This is a genomic window from Micromonospora sp. WMMD987 (assembly GCF_029581435.1).
GTDB classification, from domain to species: Bacteria; Actinomycetota; Actinomycetes; order Mycobacteriales; family Micromonosporaceae; genus Micromonospora; species Micromonospora rifamycinica.
In genome coordinates, this window is sequence record NZ_CP120861.1 from 4031378 (window position 1) to 4046435 (window position 15058).

Sequence of the window (15058 nt, forward strand, 5' to 3'; positions counted from 1 at the left end):
GCTCGACGGGCCGTCAGCCACCGATCGACAGGGTCCGTCTCGTGATGCCGAAGAGTCCGACCGTGGACGGGCAGCCGCCGGGGGACAGCCGCCGCCGGAGCCTGGGGGCGCTGCTGCGGCGGGTGCACCTCGGCGGGCCGGTGTCCCGCGCCGGGCTGGCCGAGTGGCTGGGCGTCAACCGCAGCACCGTCCTGGCGCTCACCTCGGAGCTGGTCGCGGCCGGGCTGGTGCGCGAGGGCTTCCCCGAGCTGACCGGCCGGGCCGGGCGACCGTCCCTGGTGGTCCGGCCGGCGTCCGACCGGGTGTACGTGCTCGCCTTCGACATCGCGGTGGACCGGCTGGTGGCCGCCCGGGTGGGGTTGGGCGGGGAGATCCAGGACCGCCGGGAGGCGCACCGGACCCGGGCGGGGGTCGACCTGGAGACCGTGGTGGGGGTGCTGGCCGACCTGGGGCGTCAGCTGCACCGGTCGGCGGCCGAGGGGGCGGTCTGCGCGGGGGTCGGCGCGTCGTACTGCGGGATGATCCGGCCCGGCGACGGGATGGTGCGGTTCGGCCCGGACCTGGGCTGGGTGGACCAGGCGTTCGGCGCGGAACTGGAGCGTCGGCTCGATCTCGGCCTGCCGGTGCTGGTCGGCAACGAGGCGCACCTGGGCGCGCTGGCCGAGCACCAGCGCGGCGTGGGCGTCGGGGTGCGGAACCTGGTCTACCTGCACGGCGACGTCGGAGTCGGTGGCGGGATCATCGTGGGCGGCGAACTGCTCGGCGGCGACGGCGGGTACGGCTCCGAGGTGGGCCACATGCTGGTCAACCCGTACGACGGCAGGCCCTGCGGGTGCGGCTCACGCGGCTGCCTGGAGGCGGAGGTCGGCGAGCGGGCGCTGCTCGATGCCGCCGGTCGGCCCGCCGACCTGATCGGCCGGGACGCGGTCCGCGAGGTGGTCGAGGCGGCCGGTCGCGGCGAGCCGGCGGCCCGCGACGCGCTGCGGACCGTCGGCGACTGGCTGGGCATCGGGGTGGCGAACGTGATCAACCTGTTCAACCCCGGCATGGTGGTCTTCGGCGGCGTGCTGCGCGAGGTGTACCGGGGCGCGGCCCCCCACGTCCAGCGGAGGATCGCCGCCAACGTCCTGCCGGTCTCCCGGACCCGGGCCCAACTACGGGTCTGCGCCCTCGGCGACGACGCCACCCTGGTCGGCGCGGCGGAACTCGGCTTCGCCCGGCTGCTCGCCGACCCGCTGGGCGTCCGGGTCGGCTGAACACCCCGGCCGCTCGGCCCGGCGCCGGCCGGGGTGCCGGCGCCGGGGTTCCGATCAGACCCGCAGGGTGGTGGCCTCGCCCGGGGTCAACCAGCGCAGGCTGCGCCGGACCGCCTCCGGTGCGGCGTCGAACGCGGCCTCGACGGCCGGTCGTCCCTCGGTGAAATGGCCCCAGCCCTCGTAGTGCACCGGCAGCACCGTGTGCGCCCCCACCAGGGTGCACAGTTCGACGCCCTCGGTGGCGCTCATGGTGTAGCGCAGCGGCCCGGTCAGCCCGAACCGCACCGCGCCCAGGTGCAGCACCATGGTGCCGACGGTGAACCGCTCGGCCACCTGGCGTACCCCCCGGTACAGCACCGTGTCCCCGGTGAACCAGAGGGCACCGTGCCGCTGCCCCGGCCACCGCAGCACGAAACCGGTCACCTCACCGGCCACCGGGCGGCTCAGCGGCGGCCCGTGCCGGCACGGGGTCGCGGTCACCTCGACGGTCGGCCGGCCGGGCGCGACGAGTTCGGTGCTGTCCCACGCCCGCAGTCCGCTGGCCGGTCCGCCGAGGCGGCGGGCCGCGGCGACGGTGGTCACGACCCGGCCGACCGAGGGCAGCAGCGCCCGCCCGGCGTCGTCGAGGTTGTCGCCGTGGTGGTCGTGGGTCAGCAGCACCGCGTCGAGGTGGCCCAGGGACTCCACCGGGACGGCCGGGCCGGTCAGCTTGCGGGAGGCGGTACCCCAGCCGAACCGGTAGGTCCGGCCGGGGACGTCGAACGTCGGGTCGGTCAGGATCCGCCAGCCGCCCACCTCGACCAGCGTCGTCGGCCCGCCCACATGGGTGATCCGCAGTTCGGTCACCGGGCGTGCCGCAGCGCCCAGTCGAGCACCTCGTCGGCGATCGTCTCCCAGCCCTGCTGTGCCGGCAGCAGATGGGCGTAGCCGTCGTACTCCCGGCGTTCGGTGACGGTCCGCGACCGGTAGTGCCGGGCGTTCGACTCCTGGACCGCCGGCGGCATGATGTGGTCCTCCGAGCCGGAGACGAACAGCAGCGGCGCCCGGTCGTCGTTGTGGTAGTCCACCCAGGTGTCCTGGTGACCGGGCTGGAAGTTGGCCAGCACGCTGCCCCAGAGGATGCCGCCGTTGGCCGGAATGGCGTACCGCTGCCACAGCGCCCGCCCCTCCTCCTCGCTGAACGTGTTGGTGAAGGCGTACTGCCACTGCTCGAACGTCAGCGGCACCGCCCGGTGCCGGTTCGCCGGGCTCTTGAGCACCGGGAACGTCGACTTCACCTGGGACAGGGGCACCACCCGCACCCCCTCGGTGGGTGCCGAGTTCATGGCGACACCGACCGCGCCCAGACCGTGGTCGAGCAGGATCTGGGTGAACGCGCCGCCGGCGGAGTGCCCGATGATGACCGGCGGGGTGGGCAGCTTGCTGATGATGCTCTCGTAGTGGTCGATGATCTGCGGCACGGTGGAGCGCAGGATCGGCGTCGGATCCGCGTTGAGCGCCTCGACCTCGACCTCGTAGCCGGGATACGCGGGGGCGAGGACCCGGAAGCCCCGCTTCTCGTAGTGGCGGATCCAGTGCTCCCAGCTGCGCGGGGTGACCCAGAAGCCGTGCACGAGCACGATGGTGTCGGGTGCCATGTCAGGCGTCCTTTCCGGACAGGAAGGCGAGCAGGTCGCGGCCGAGCTGTTCGCGGTGGGTGTCGGTGATCCCGTGCGGGGCACCCGGGTAGACCAGCAACCGGGCATGGGGGATCCGCGCGGCGGACGCCTGGCCGCCCACCGGGAACGGCACGATCTGGTCGTCGTCGCCGTGGATGACCAGGGTCGGCACGTCGATCGCGTCAAGGTCGGGGCGGAAGTCGGTGGCCGAGAAGGCGGCGATGCACTCGTAGGCGTTGCGGTGCCCGGCGGCCATCGACTGCAACCAGAACGCCTCCCGGATACCGGCCGAGACGTCCGCGCCGGGCCGGTTGTTGCCGAAGAACGGCCCGTCGGCCAGGTCGCGGTAGAGCTGGGAGCGGTCGGCGAGCGAACCGGCCCGGATACCGTCGAACACGTCCACCGGCACGCCGTGCGGGTTGTCCGGCGTCCGCAGCATGAACGGTGGTACGGCCGAGACGAGCGCGACCTGCGCGACCCGGGCGGTGCCGTGCCGACCGACGTACCGGGCCACCTCACCGCCGCCGGTGGAGAAGCCGACCAGGGCGACGTCCCGCAGGTCCAGCGCGTCGAGCAGGGTGGCCAGGTCGTCGGCGTAGGTGTCCATCTCGTTGCCGTGCCAGGTCTGGGTGGACCGACCGTGCCCGCGGCGGTCGTGGGCGACGACCCGGAAGCCGTTGCCGGCCAGGAACAGCGCCTGGGCCTCCCAACTGTCGGAGTTCAGCGGCCAGCCGTGACTGAGCACGACCGGACGTCCGGCCCCCCAGTCCTTGTAGAAGATCCGGGCTTCGTCGGCGGTGGTCACGTACGGCATCAGGAGACCCCCCGGATCGCGGCGAGGATGACGTCGGTGGTGCGGTCGGGTTGGGAGACCATGACGACGTGGGAGGCCTTCACCTCGGTCGTCCGGGCGTGCGCCCGCTGCGCCATGAACCGCTGGGCGGCGGCCGGGATGACCCGGTCGTCCCGGGCGACCAGGGTCCAGGTCGGGATGGTCCGCCAGGCCGGCTCACCGGCGGGCTGGCCGAGGGTGGCCAGTTCGGACGGGCGCTGGGTGGCGGCCATGACCGCCGCGGTGCGGGCCGGCACGTCGGCGGCGAAGACCTCCCGGAACAGCGAGGCCTTGAGGTAGCCGTCGTCGCCGCCCGGGTAGGGGCGGACGTCGAGCGCCTCCGGGCCGAGCAGGCTGCCGGGGAACCGGGTGGACAGGCCGCCGACCGTGTCACCGGCGTCCGGCGCGAACGCGGCGACGTAGACCAGCGCCTTCACGTTCGGGTTGCCGGTGGCCGCGGTGGTGAGCACGAACCCGCCGTAGGAATGGCCGACCAGCACGATCGGGCCGTCCACGGTGGCCAGGACGCTGCGCAGGTAGGCGGTGTCGGAGTCGACACCGCGCAGCGGATTCGCCGGCGCGAGCACCGGGTACCCCCGGCGCGTCAGGTTGCCCGCGACGCCGGACCAGCCGGAGGCGTCGGCGAACGCGCCGTGCACGAGCACGACGGTGGGTTTCGGGCCGCTGTCGCCGCCGCGGCCCGCGGCGGCGGAACCGGCCGCGCCGAGCACCAGCACGACCACCGCGACCAGGGCCGCCCACGACCGTTTCCACGTGGATCTGAACATCGGAACTCCTTGCTCCTCACCCTGCCGGCCGCCGTCCGGCCGGCCAGGTGAGCAATGTCGCACCGTCGTGGCGTCCACGGTGTGCTGACGACGCACGGCTCTGTCGTGTCAGCGCACGCCGTCGGCACCGGTCGGCACGCGGTCGCGTCCCGGTCGGACGGCGGCGGGGTCCGCGGCCGCGGCGGTCGCCGCGACCAGTTGCCGGGGTGAGACGCCGAAGGCGCGGCGGAACCTGCTGGAGAAGAAGCTCGGGTTGGCGAAGCCCCAGGCCCGGGCGACCGCGGCGATGGAGGTGAACCGGCGGTGCGAGGCGGTCAGGTCGGCACGGGCGCCCCGCAGCCGCTGCTCGATGATCGACTGCTCCAGGCTCTGCCCCATGCTCTCGTACAACGTGTAGAGGGCGCGCAGGGACATGGCGTTGGCGGCGGCGATCCGGGCCGGGCTGAGATCGGGGTCGCGCAGGTTGGCCCGGACGTACGCCTCGACGCGGGCCTGCATCGAGGAGTGCATCGTGTCACGCAGCGGTCGGCCACCGCCGGCGGCGGAGACCACCAACGCCCGCATCAGTTCGGCGGAGGCGACCCCGAGTTCGGCCGCGGCGGCGGTGGCGGCCAACTGCTCGGCCTGGGTCGTCACCCGGGCGACGTGGTCACGCACCAGGTCGTAGAGCGGGCTACGACGCGGTTCCCGGGCGGCGGCGTGGATCATGTCCCGGGGAAGGCCCAGGTGGTCCACGTCGACGTGCAGCGCGTAGGAGGCCCCGCCGCCCCGCCATCCGTAGACGTAGGGCAGGGACAGGTCGACCAGCATCAGGTCCCGGGGACCGAACAGTCGTTCCTCCCGTGCCCAGGTGAGTTGGTTGTCGGTGCGCATCGGCAGTGCCAACACGATGGACGACTCGGTGGAGGACCGCGAGATGCGCGGCGTCCGACGCAGCGTGACACCCGATGCGTCGATGTTGAAGACCTTCGCCGGGCCGAAGTCCGAGACGGTCATCCGGGCCCGGATCGCGTCCGGATTCTCGAACGACGCCATGCTGGACGAGCAGTTGGCGCTGACCGTGGCCTGGAACGCCTCGGCGCGGTCGCCGACCGGCAGTGCCCGGGTGTCGAGAACGAGCATGGCCCTCCCCCATCCGCAACTGGCGAGGGGAAAGGTAGCGCCGGCGGCGCGGGGCGGGAACCGGCCCTGCGTGCACGGCTGTTTCCCACCGTGCACGATCAGCGGGACGGGTCCTGCCCGGCCAACCGCCGCCACTGGCCCGGTGAGACGCCGTACCGGGCCTTGAACCGTCGGGCGAAGTGGGTCGGATCCCGGAACCCCCAGCGACGGGCGATCACGGCGACCGGCAGCCGCTGGTGGTGCGGCTGCCGGAGGTCGTGCCACACGCGCTGGAGCCGTTCGCTGATGATCCACTGTTCGAGACTGATGTCGGCGTCCGCGCACACCTTGTACAGGTGGCGCAGGGACACGTTGTGCGCCGCCGCGATGTGGCCCGGCGTGAGGTCGGGATCGGCCAGGTGCTGTCGGACGTAGGTACGGACCCGGGTGAGCAGGGTCTCGGCGAGCACCTGGCCGGTGAGCCGCTCGGCGTGACCGGCGGAGGTCAGCAGGGCGCGGGCCAGTTCGATCGTGGTGGTGGTGACGACCGCCGCCGCGGGATCGGCCGTGATCCGCGCCGGCTCCCGGGTGAGGTTCGTGATGTGGTCGGTGACCATCCGGTACAGCGGGCTGGCCCGCAGCCGGTGGATGGCCCGCCGGACGACGTCGATCGGCAGCCCGAGCTGGTCGCTGGGGATCTGGACGCACCGGGCCGCCCCGGTGCCGGACCACGAGTAGTCGTACGGCCCGGACAGGTCGACGGCGAGGAGTTCGCCCGGCGGGACCACCTGAAGGTGCCGGTGCTGTTCGAGGTGGCCGTGGCCGTGGTGCTGGACCGACAGCGCGACGACCGGCATCGCGTCCTGCCTGGCGAGTTTGGCCGTCCGCAACAACCGGATCCCCGAGGAGCGGCTGGTGAAGATGTTCGCGCCACCCAGGTCCCACAGTTCCATCCGGCAGAAGACGTCGCCGCCGGGATCCTCGTGGATGACGTGGCACGGCGCGGACGCGTACATCATCGCGGTGTAGACGGCCTCGATCCGGTCCCCCGGTGGGATGTCGGCGGTGTCGAGAACGTACGCCATGAGTTCCGCTCCCACTGTCCGGGCGTCCCACCACAGAGGATAGTTCAGGCGGCGGGCACACGGCCGGAGCGGTCGACGGCGGGCACGACCCGCCCACCGCCCCGCACCGCCGGGTGCCCGCCGGGTCGGTGGCTCAGGAGCCGTCGCGCAGGTCGGCCAGCCGGTCGCGGGTGAACCGGATGTCGTCGAAGGTGACCCGGCAGCCGTCCCCGGTCGGCGACTGCGCCTCGAGGCCGATCGTGGCGGTGGCCGCGCCGTCGACGGTGAAGTGCCGGACCATCCGCCAGCTCCGCCCGTCGACCGAGGCGTGGTAGGCGAACGCGTGGCCGATCCGGGACACCCGCAGCCAGACCGTGCGGGTGTCGACGACGAAGGCGTTGGCGTCGTCGGCGACCCCCCGGGCGACCACCGAAACGATCATGGGCGTGCCGTCGGGAGAGAACTCGAAACAGAGCTTGCCCCAGTGCCGCTCGTCGACCCAGAGCAGCAGCACCCCCGCGTCGTAGGTGGCGGTGAAGTCGACGGTGACCCGCGCGCTGAACTGGAAGTCGCCGTCCGGGGGGAGGCCGAGCAGGGTCGGCGCGTCGAGCGTCGCCCCGACGTCGGACGGGGTGCCCGCACCCGGGTCGATGAAGATGTCGCTGTGCGGGGTCGCCATGGCGGTCACCGTGCCGCTCTCCTCGGCGACCGTCCACGCCGTCCCGGGGGACGGCGACACGGCGAACGGTAGGCCCGGTACGTTCCAGGTGGTGGTCATGGCGTCCATTGTCCGTGGGCGCCCCCGCCCACGTCGCCCCGGTGACCCGCCCGGGCCGGTACCCACCGTCGTCGATCGGGACGCCTAGGGTGAGGGCATGGCTGAGCGAGGTCTGACCCTGATGGCGGTACACGCGCACCCCGACGACGAGGCGACGAGCACCGGTGGCGTGCTGGCCAGGTATGCGGCGGAAGGCATCACGACAGTGCTCGTGACCTGCACCGACGGCCGGTGCGGCGACGGCCCCGGCGGGGTGAAGCCGGGTGACCCGGGGCACGATCCGGCCGCCGTGGTGGCCATGCGGCAGCGCGAGCTGGAGGCCAGCTGCGCGACGTTGAAGGTCACCCACCTGGAGACCCTCGGTTACGCCGACTCCGGGATGATGGGCTGGCCGACCAACGAGCTGCCCGGCGCGTTCTGGACCACGCCGGTGGTGGAGGCGGCGGACCGGCTGGCGGAGCTGATCCGCCGTTACCGGCCGGACGTGGTGGTCACCTATGACGAGAACGGCTTCTACGGCCACCCGGACCACATCCAGGCGCACCGGATCACCATGGCCGCCGTGGCGATGACCGACATCCCGGCGAAGGTCTACTGGACGACCGTCCCGCGGAACGCGTTCGCGGAGTTCGGCCGGGTGATGAAGGAACTCGGCATCGACTGGGCCGAGCCGGACGCGGCGGACGAGCCGGGACCGCAGCTCGGCCTGCCCGACGAGGAGATCACCACCTGGGTGGACACCAGCAGCCACGGTGCGCAGAAGTTCGACGCGCTGGCCGCCCATGCCAGCCAGACCGAGAACATCTTCTTCCTGCAACTGGGCCAGGACCGGTTCGTCGAGCTGATGGGTCGGGAGACCTTCGTGCGGGTCCGCGACACCACCGGGGCGGCGCTGCCCGAGGACGACCTGTTCGCCGGCCTGCGCTGACGGGCCGGACTGTTGCCGGGGTGTTCCCTCCTTAACCGGACCGGAACGCCCCGGTCACAACTCTTCGGTCATAGCATCACCGGGATGCACGATCCGGTATGAATATCCATCGACAACCGTCTTCACAGACCCTCCCCGGCCGACGATGATCGCGCTATCGAAAGATGCGAAAGCATCTCGGATTGGGGAGGTCAGTTTGAGATCAGCCCTAGCGCTGGCCGGCGTCACCGTGCTGGTCGGCAGTGGGCTCGTGGTCACCACCACGAGCGCGTCCGCCGCCCCGCCCACCAACCCCGCACCGGCGTTGGTCGCCGCCGCCGACGCCGCCCTGAAGGAGCACACCCGAGCCGTCAGGGCCTCGGCGAAGGACCGCTACGCCGTACACAGCAGCAGGCGGGACGCCCAGGGCCGCGGCGCGGTCCGCTACACCCGCACGTACGACGGGCTCCGCGTCTACGGCGGGGACTTCGTCATCCGTACCGAGGCCGACGGCGACTACGCGGGCAGCTCGGTCGGCCTGGCCGCGCCGCTGACCCTCGCCACCACCCCGAAGATCAGCGCCGCCGAGGCCCGCAAGGCGGCGACCGCCGGGTTCTCCGGCCGGGTCACCGGCACCGGCGCGGCCGAGCTGTTCGTCGACGCCAGCAGCGGCACCGGGCGGCTCGCCTGGGAGACGGTGGTCACCGGGTGGGCGCCGGACGGGCAGACCCCCTCCCGGCTCCACGTGATCAGCGACGCCCTGACCGGCGCGCGGATCGGCGCGTACGACGAGATCGAGTCCGTCGTCGGCACCGGCAACAGCATCTACGCCGGTCCGGTCTCGATCGACACCACCCAGTCCGGCGCGACCTACAGCATGATCGACCCGACCCGGGGCAACGGCCGCACCTGCGACATGAACAACGGCACGTCGACCTGCACCACCTTCACCGACGCCGACAACGTCTGGGGCACCGGGGCGGCGTCGAACCGGCAGTCCGCCGCGGTCGACGCGCACTTCGGCGCGGCCACGACCTTCGACTACTTCACCGAGGTCCACGGCCGCAACGGCATCTTCGGCAACGGCACCGGCGTGCCGAGCCGGGTGCACTACGGCAACGCCTACGTCAACGCCTTCTGGGACGGCGCGCAGATGACCTACGGCGACGGCGCGGGCAACGCCAAGCCGCTGGTCGCCCTCGACGTGGCCGGGCACGAGATGTCCCACGGCGTCACCGAGAACGTGGTCCCCGGGGGCCTGACCTACTCCGGGGAGTCCGGCGGCCTGAACGAGGCCACCAGCGACATCTTCGGCAACATGGTGGAGTTCTACGCGAACACCCCGGTCGATCCCGGCGACTACGAGGTCGGCGAGAAGATCGACATCCGGGGCACCGGCGCACCGCTGCGGTACATGTACAACCCGACGTTGGACGGCTCGTCGCACGGCTGCTGGTCGACCAGCACCAACAGCCTCGACGTGCACTACTCGTCGGGCGTGGCCAACCACTTCTTCTTCAACCTGGCCGAGGGATCCGGCGTGACCCCGTACGGCACCTCGCCGCTGTGCGGTTCCGCCCCACCGGTGACCGGGATCGGCCGGGAGAAGGCGGAGAAGATCTGGTTCCGCGCGCTGGACGCGTACTTCGTCTCGAACACCCGCTACGTCAACACCGCCCAGCCGACCAACACCGCGCGCCTGCACACCCTGTCGGCCGCCACCGACCTGTACGGCCTGTGCAGCACCGAGTACAAGGCCGTGATGGCCGCCTGGACCGCGGTGAACGTGACCGGCACCGAGTCGTGCGCCGCCAACGACTTCTCCGTCGCGGTCGCCCCGGGGACGCTGACCCTCGACCCGGGCACCTCGGGCACCGCCACGGTCTCCACCACGGTGATCCGGGGCACCGCCGAGACGGTGACCTTCTCGACCGGCCCGCTGCCGGCCGGGGTGAGCGTGTCGTTCAGCCCGTCGTCGGTCACCGCCGGTGGGTCGACCACCGTCACGGTCACCGCCGCCGCGACCGCCGGCAGCGGCACGGTGCCGATCACGGTGGTGGGCACCGCCCCCTCGGTGGCCCGGACGACCACGCTGAACGTGACGGTGAACGGGCTGCCGGGCTGCTCGGGCAGCAACGGCACCGACGTGCCGATCGCCGACAACTCGACGGTGCAGAGCACCATCGTGATCAGCGGTTGCGCGGCGACCCCGTCGACCGCGAGCAAGGTCGAGGTGCACATCGTGCACACCTACATCGGTGACCTGGTGGTCAGCCTGATCGCCCCGGACGGCAGCGTGTACACGTTGCAGAACCGCTCCGGGGGCAGCACCGACAACATCGACCAGACGTACACCGTGAACCTCTCCTCGGAGACGGCGAACGGGAGCTGGCAGTTGCGGGTCCAGGACGCGGCGAGCCTGGACACCGGCTACCTCAACAGTTGGAGCCTGAACCTCTGACAGCGGTTCCGTGGGCGGGTCATCCGGGGCGTCCCGGGTGGCCCGCCCCGCGTCGTGTCCACGGTCAGCACCACCGCAGGCCGCTATAGTCATACATCAATGTCGATCGGTGTCGCGGTGTCGACACCGCACCGGCGCGGCACCCCCACCACACCACCACCGAGGAGGTCCGGATGACTCCGTACCGCGCCCGCCTGCGGGCCTGGGCCGTCGCGTTCCTCGCGGCGGTCGCCCTGCCCGCCGCCCTGCTCGGCCCACCGGCACCGGCCTCGGCCGCGAACACCCTGACCATGCTCGGCGCGGACGTCTCCTCCGTGCAGCGCAGCCTGGATCTCGGCGCGCGGTACTACGACGCCGGCGGCACCGCCCGGGATCCGCTCGACATCCTCAAGGGCCTCGGCGTCAACTACGTCCGGCTCCGGGTCTGGAACAACCCGGCCAGCGGGTGGAACAACAAGGAGAAGGTGCTGGCGTACGCCAGGACGGTGAAGGCCAAGGGCCTCAAGCTGATGATCGACTTCCACTACTCCGACACCTGGGCCGACCCGGGCAAGCAGTACAAGCCGGCGGCCTGGGCCAACCACGGCATCGGCCAGCTGCAGACCGACGTCTACAACTACACCTCCGACGTCTGCACCAGCCTGCGCAACCAGGGCACCACGCCGGACAGCGTGCAGATCGGCAACGAGATCAACGTCGGCATGCTCTGGAACGACGGCAAGGTCGTCAACAACGACTTCACCAACCTCAGCCTGCTGCTCAAGGCCGGCTACCAGGCGACGAAGCAGTGCAACGGCGGCACCCAGGTGATCATCCACACCGCGAACGCGGACAGCATGGACCACGCCCGCTGGTTCTACGACGGCATCCGGGCCAAGGGCGTGCAGTGGGACCTGACCGCGCTGTCGTACTACTGCATGTGGCACGGCTCGCTGGCCAACCTCTACAACGTCATCACCGACGTCCGTTCCCGGTACGGCAAGCCGGTGGTGCTCACCGAGACGGCGTACCCGTTCACCGCCGCGAACGCCGACAACGAGGCGAACGCGATCAACGGCGGCGAGCCCTGCGCGGGTCACCAGGCGAGCTGGACCGGCCAGGCCACCGAGTTCTCCTGGGTCCAGGACACCGCCCGCAACGCCGGTGCGATCGGGGTCTTCTACTGGGAGCCGACCTGGTACGCGGTGCCCGGCAACGGCTGGGATCCGGCGAACATCAACGGCACCGGCAACCAGTGGGACAACATGGCCATCTTCAACTGGACCGGACAGGTGAACCCGAACATCCGCTGGCGGCCGTAGGCGTCGCGGGTGCCGGCCGGAGCGCGGTGTCCCGGCCGGCACCCCGGCCACCGTCGGCGTCCCGCCGGCACCCCGGCCACCGTCGGCGTCCCGCCGGCCGGGCACTACCCTGGCGCGGTGCGATACGACGAGTGCGAAGCGACCATCCGTGAGCTGGTCGACGCGGCCGACGGGGACGCCCTGCACGCCTTCGGGCTGGCGACCGTCACCCGCCTGCTGGCGGCCGACCTGGTCGACGAGGCCGGCGCGGACGACCTGGACGAGGACGCCCGGGCGGCGCTGACCGCCGCGCGGGAGCAGATCGCCACGGCCGGCGCGACCGAGCTGCGCGGCTACCTCGACCGCGTCGACGAGGGCATCCTCGCCGACGGCGACATGGACCCGGGCCTGCTGATCGCGCTGTCGGCGCTGGAGCACTGGACCAGCTACCTGGAAGAGCACCGGCGCGGTGAGCTGCACGAACTCGCCCTGCGCTCTGTCGAGGAGGTCGACTACCGGGTCTCGGCCGCGCTCGACGACTTCCTGGCCACGCCGGAGATGGCCGCCGAGTACGCGCGGATCACGGGGTCGCTCACCGCGTAGCGCGGTCGCCGCACCGCGTCGACCCGTCCCTGGTCACCGGGACCGCCCGGTCGCCCACCGTCCGGAGCACCGACCGCGGTGCCGCCGCCCGGTGGGCGACGGCACCGTGGTGCGGACCCGGCCCCGCCCGGTGGCGGACGCGCGCGGCGGGTCCGCCGTCTGCCGACCGGGGCTGACGGTCACCGGCCGCAGTTCAGCGTCAGCGCGGCCGGCGCGTTGGTCCAGACGAGCATGCCGAACGTCGTGCTGGCACCCGGGGCCAGCGTGCCGTTCCAGGAGGCGTTGCGCACCGTGACGTCGGCGCCGGAGGTGCTGAGCACGCCGTTCCAGAGGGCCGAGATACGCTCGTCGCCGTACCACCGCCAGTCGACCTGCCAGCCGTTGAGCGGCTCCTCGGCGGTGTTGCGCACGGTGACCGTGGCGGCGAACCCGCCGGTCCAGCGGTTGTCGACGGTGATCGTCGCCCGGCACGACGCCGACCCGGCCGGCAGCGTCCGGACCGGCCCGCTGATGACGTACGGGTCGTGCTTCTCCCCGGCGCTGAACCGGTACCAGTACGCGCTGTCCGGGGTCAGCCCGGTGACCGTGATGTCCCCCTGCCGTTCCGGGCCGGACACCGCCGAGGCCACCGGGTTCCGCCACGCCACGGCGTCCTCCTGGCTGGCGAAGAGGACCAGGGTCATCGGCGGGTTGTAGCCGCACGGCGGCGTCATCAGCATCGAGTACCGGACGGTGATGCTCGTGGCGCTGGCCGACACGAACTGCCCGGAGACCGGCAGCGCCGGGGGGCAGGCGTAGGTGGGGGTGGGAAGGGGGGTGGTCGAGAGCGCCGGCTGGGCCTGGGCGCCGGTGAGGGTGCCGGCCCAACCGGCCAGGGTCAGGGTCGTGGTCGCCAGCACCACGCCGAGCGTGCGGAGCATCCGTACCTCCGAGAGGGTTGCGGGGCACCGACGGCCGGGACGGGCCGGCGATGCCGGATTCTGTCGCCCAGCGGGCGGGTGGGTGGGGTCATCGCCGGTCGCCGTGGACCGGCGGCTGCCGGACGCCCGGCCGACCGCGTGCCACGGGACGACGGGTCGCGGGCCGCCGTCAGGTGCTCGCCGTCGCGGACTGCCCGGCGCAGGGTGGCACGGCCACCTCGCGTGTCCGACGGACGAGCGCACGAGTGGTCACGCCGGCTCCTGAGCGTGACAACGCCAGGACAGTCTGGCATTCGATGACTGTCGATGCAATCCGTCCGATCGGTCGACGGACCCGCCCAGCGGGGGTACCCGCAAAGCCGACCGGGGCGGGGGTCAGCGACCGCGCGGTGCGGCGGCGCTGTCCCGGACGACCAGGTCGGTGGCGAGTTCGACGCGCGGGCTCTCGATCGTCTCGCCCCGGGCCAGCCGCAGCACGGTACGGGCGGCCAGCATGCCCATCTCGGCCAGCGGCTGTCGGATCGTGGTCAGCGGCGGGGAGCACCACCTGACCTCCGGCAGGTCGTCGAAGCCGACCACACTGACGTCGTCGGGCACCCGCAGGCCGCGCTTGCGGACCGCCTCGTAGACGCCGAGCGCCATCTGGTCGCTGGAAGCGAAGATCGCGGTGGGCGGTTCGGGCAGGCCCAGCAGGTGCATGCCGGCGGTGTAGCCGGACTCGTGGTAGAAGTTGCCCGGCCGGACCAGGCGGTCGTCGATGGCGAGGCCGGCGGCGTCGAGCGCGGCCCGGTAGCCGTCCATCCGGGCCCGGCTGCACATCAGCTGCGGCGGGCCGGCGATGAAGCCGATCCGCCGGTGACCGAGGCCGAGCAGGTACTGGCTGGCGCGCAGGCTGCCCGCCCAGTTGGTGGCGCCGATCGTCGGGGCCTCCTGGGGGGCCACCCCGGCGGGATCGACGATGACCACCGGCAGGCGCAGCCGGCGCAACTCGGCCTGCAACGGCGGTTCCACCATCGAGGTGACGAAGATGACGCCCTCGGTGGAGCGGGTGCGCAGGTTGTCCAGCCACTGCTTGGCCGACGAGGTACGCCGGTGGATGGCCGAGACGACGGTGCCGGCCCCGCTGGCCTGGGCGACGTCCTCCACCCCCCGGATGATCTCCACCGCCCAGGGGCTGTCCAGGTCGTTGAAGACCAGGTCGATCAGGGCGGACTGGGTACGTCGCGCAGCCGAGCGGGGACGGTAGCCGTGCCGGGTGAGCAACTCCTCCACCCGTTCCCGGGTCTGCGGGGCGACGTCCGACCGGCCGTTGATCACCCGGGAGACCGTGGGCACCGAGACGCCCGCCAACCGCGCGATCATCGCGATGGTGACGTTCCTGCCGTTCTCGGAGCCCACGGTCACCCTTTC

14 protein-coding genes are annotated in these 15058 nt (G+C 72.3%); 5 read left to right on the forward strand and 9 right to left on the reverse strand.

The window, feature by feature from the left end; all coding sequences use genetic code 11:
* The first annotated feature begins 44 nt into the window (after positions 1–44).
* Positions 45–1256 carry an ROK family protein gene (locus O7612_RS17000; protein ID WP_282265436.1) on the forward strand — a complete coding sequence of 404 codons (1212 nt, stop codon included), beginning with the start codon at positions 45–47 and terminating at the stop codon, positions 1254–1256.
* Between the two features lie 54 nt (positions 1257–1310).
* Here O7612_RS17000 and O7612_RS17005 read toward each other — a convergent pair whose 3' ends face one another.
* From O7612_RS17005 to O7612_RS17035, 7 genes are all read right to left on the reverse strand, one after another.
* Positions 1311–2102, reverse strand: a complete 792-nt coding sequence (locus O7612_RS17005; protein ID WP_282265438.1) for an MBL fold metallo-hydrolase — start codon at positions 2100–2102, stop codon at positions 1311–1313.
* The gene (locus O7612_RS17010) at positions 2099–2893 is read right to left on the reverse strand and encodes an alpha/beta hydrolase (protein WP_282265440.1); all 795 of its coding nucleotides are present in this window, start codon (positions 2891–2893) and stop codon (positions 2099–2101) included. The genes O7612_RS17005 and O7612_RS17010 overlap by 4 nt, the downstream gene beginning before the upstream one ends.
* 1 nt (position 2894) lies before the next feature.
* Positions 2895–3728: an alpha/beta hydrolase gene (locus O7612_RS17015; protein WP_282265442.1), complete on the reverse strand. Its 834-nt coding sequence runs from the start codon at positions 3726–3728 to the stop codon at positions 2895–2897.
* The gene (locus O7612_RS17020) at positions 3728–4534 is read right to left on the reverse strand and encodes an alpha/beta hydrolase (protein WP_282265444.1); all 807 of its coding nucleotides are present in this window, start codon (positions 4532–4534) and stop codon (positions 3728–3730) included. The genes O7612_RS17015 and O7612_RS17020 overlap by 1 nt, the downstream gene beginning before the upstream one ends.
* Positions 4535–4642: 108 nt before the next feature.
* Positions 4643–5656 (reverse strand): helix-turn-helix domain-containing protein, encoded by a 1014-nt coding sequence (locus O7612_RS17025; RefSeq protein WP_282265446.1) that lies wholly within the window; start codon positions 5654–5656, stop codon positions 4643–4645.
* Between the two features lie 98 nt (positions 5657–5754).
* On the reverse strand, positions 5755–6720 hold the full coding sequence (locus tag O7612_RS17030; RefSeq protein WP_282265448.1) for a helix-turn-helix domain-containing protein: 966 nt from the start codon (positions 6718–6720) through the stop codon (positions 5755–5757).
* A gap of 133 nt (positions 6721–6853) precedes the next feature.
* Positions 6854–7477: a DUF1349 domain-containing protein gene (locus O7612_RS17035; RefSeq protein WP_282265450.1), complete on the reverse strand. Its 624-nt coding sequence runs from the start codon at positions 7475–7477 to the stop codon at positions 6854–6856.
* A 97-nt stretch (positions 7478–7574) separates the two neighbouring features.
* Here O7612_RS17035 and O7612_RS17040 point away from each other — a divergent pair, with 97 nt between their 5' ends.
* From O7612_RS17040 to O7612_RS17055, 4 genes are all read left to right on the forward strand, one after another.
* Complete coding sequence (locus O7612_RS17040; RefSeq protein ID WP_282265452.1) at positions 7575–8405, forward strand: PIG-L family deacetylase; 831 nt, start codon at positions 7575–7577, stop codon at positions 8403–8405.
* Between the two features lie 196 nt (positions 8406–8601).
* Positions 8602–10845 carry a M4 family metallopeptidase gene (locus tag O7612_RS17045; protein ID WP_282265454.1) on the forward strand — a complete coding sequence of 748 codons (2244 nt, stop codon included), beginning with the start codon at positions 8602–8604 and terminating at the stop codon, positions 10843–10845.
* Between the two features lie 173 nt (positions 10846–11018).
* Positions 11019–12146 carry a glycosyl hydrolase 53 family protein gene (locus O7612_RS17050; RefSeq protein ID WP_282265455.1) on the forward strand — a complete coding sequence of 376 codons (1128 nt, stop codon included), beginning with the start codon at positions 11019–11021 and terminating at the stop codon, positions 12144–12146.
* A gap of 117 nt (positions 12147–12263) precedes the next feature.
* A complete protein-coding gene (locus O7612_RS17055; protein ID WP_282265456.1) occupies positions 12264–12728 on the forward strand; it encodes a hypothetical protein in 465 nt (154 codons plus the stop codon).
* Positions 12729–12907: 179 nt separating this feature from the next.
* Here O7612_RS17055 and O7612_RS17060 read toward each other — a convergent pair whose 3' ends face one another.
* On the reverse strand, positions 12908–13648 hold the full coding sequence (locus tag O7612_RS17060) for a cellulose binding domain-containing protein (protein ID WP_282265458.1): 741 nt from the start codon (positions 13646–13648) through the stop codon (positions 12908–12910).
* 375 nt (positions 13649–14023) lie between these two features.
* Positions 14024–15046, reverse strand: a complete 1023-nt coding sequence (locus tag O7612_RS17065) for a LacI family DNA-binding transcriptional regulator (protein ID WP_067306904.1) — start codon at positions 15044–15046, stop codon at positions 14024–14026.
* Positions 15047–15058 lie beyond the last annotated feature (12 nt).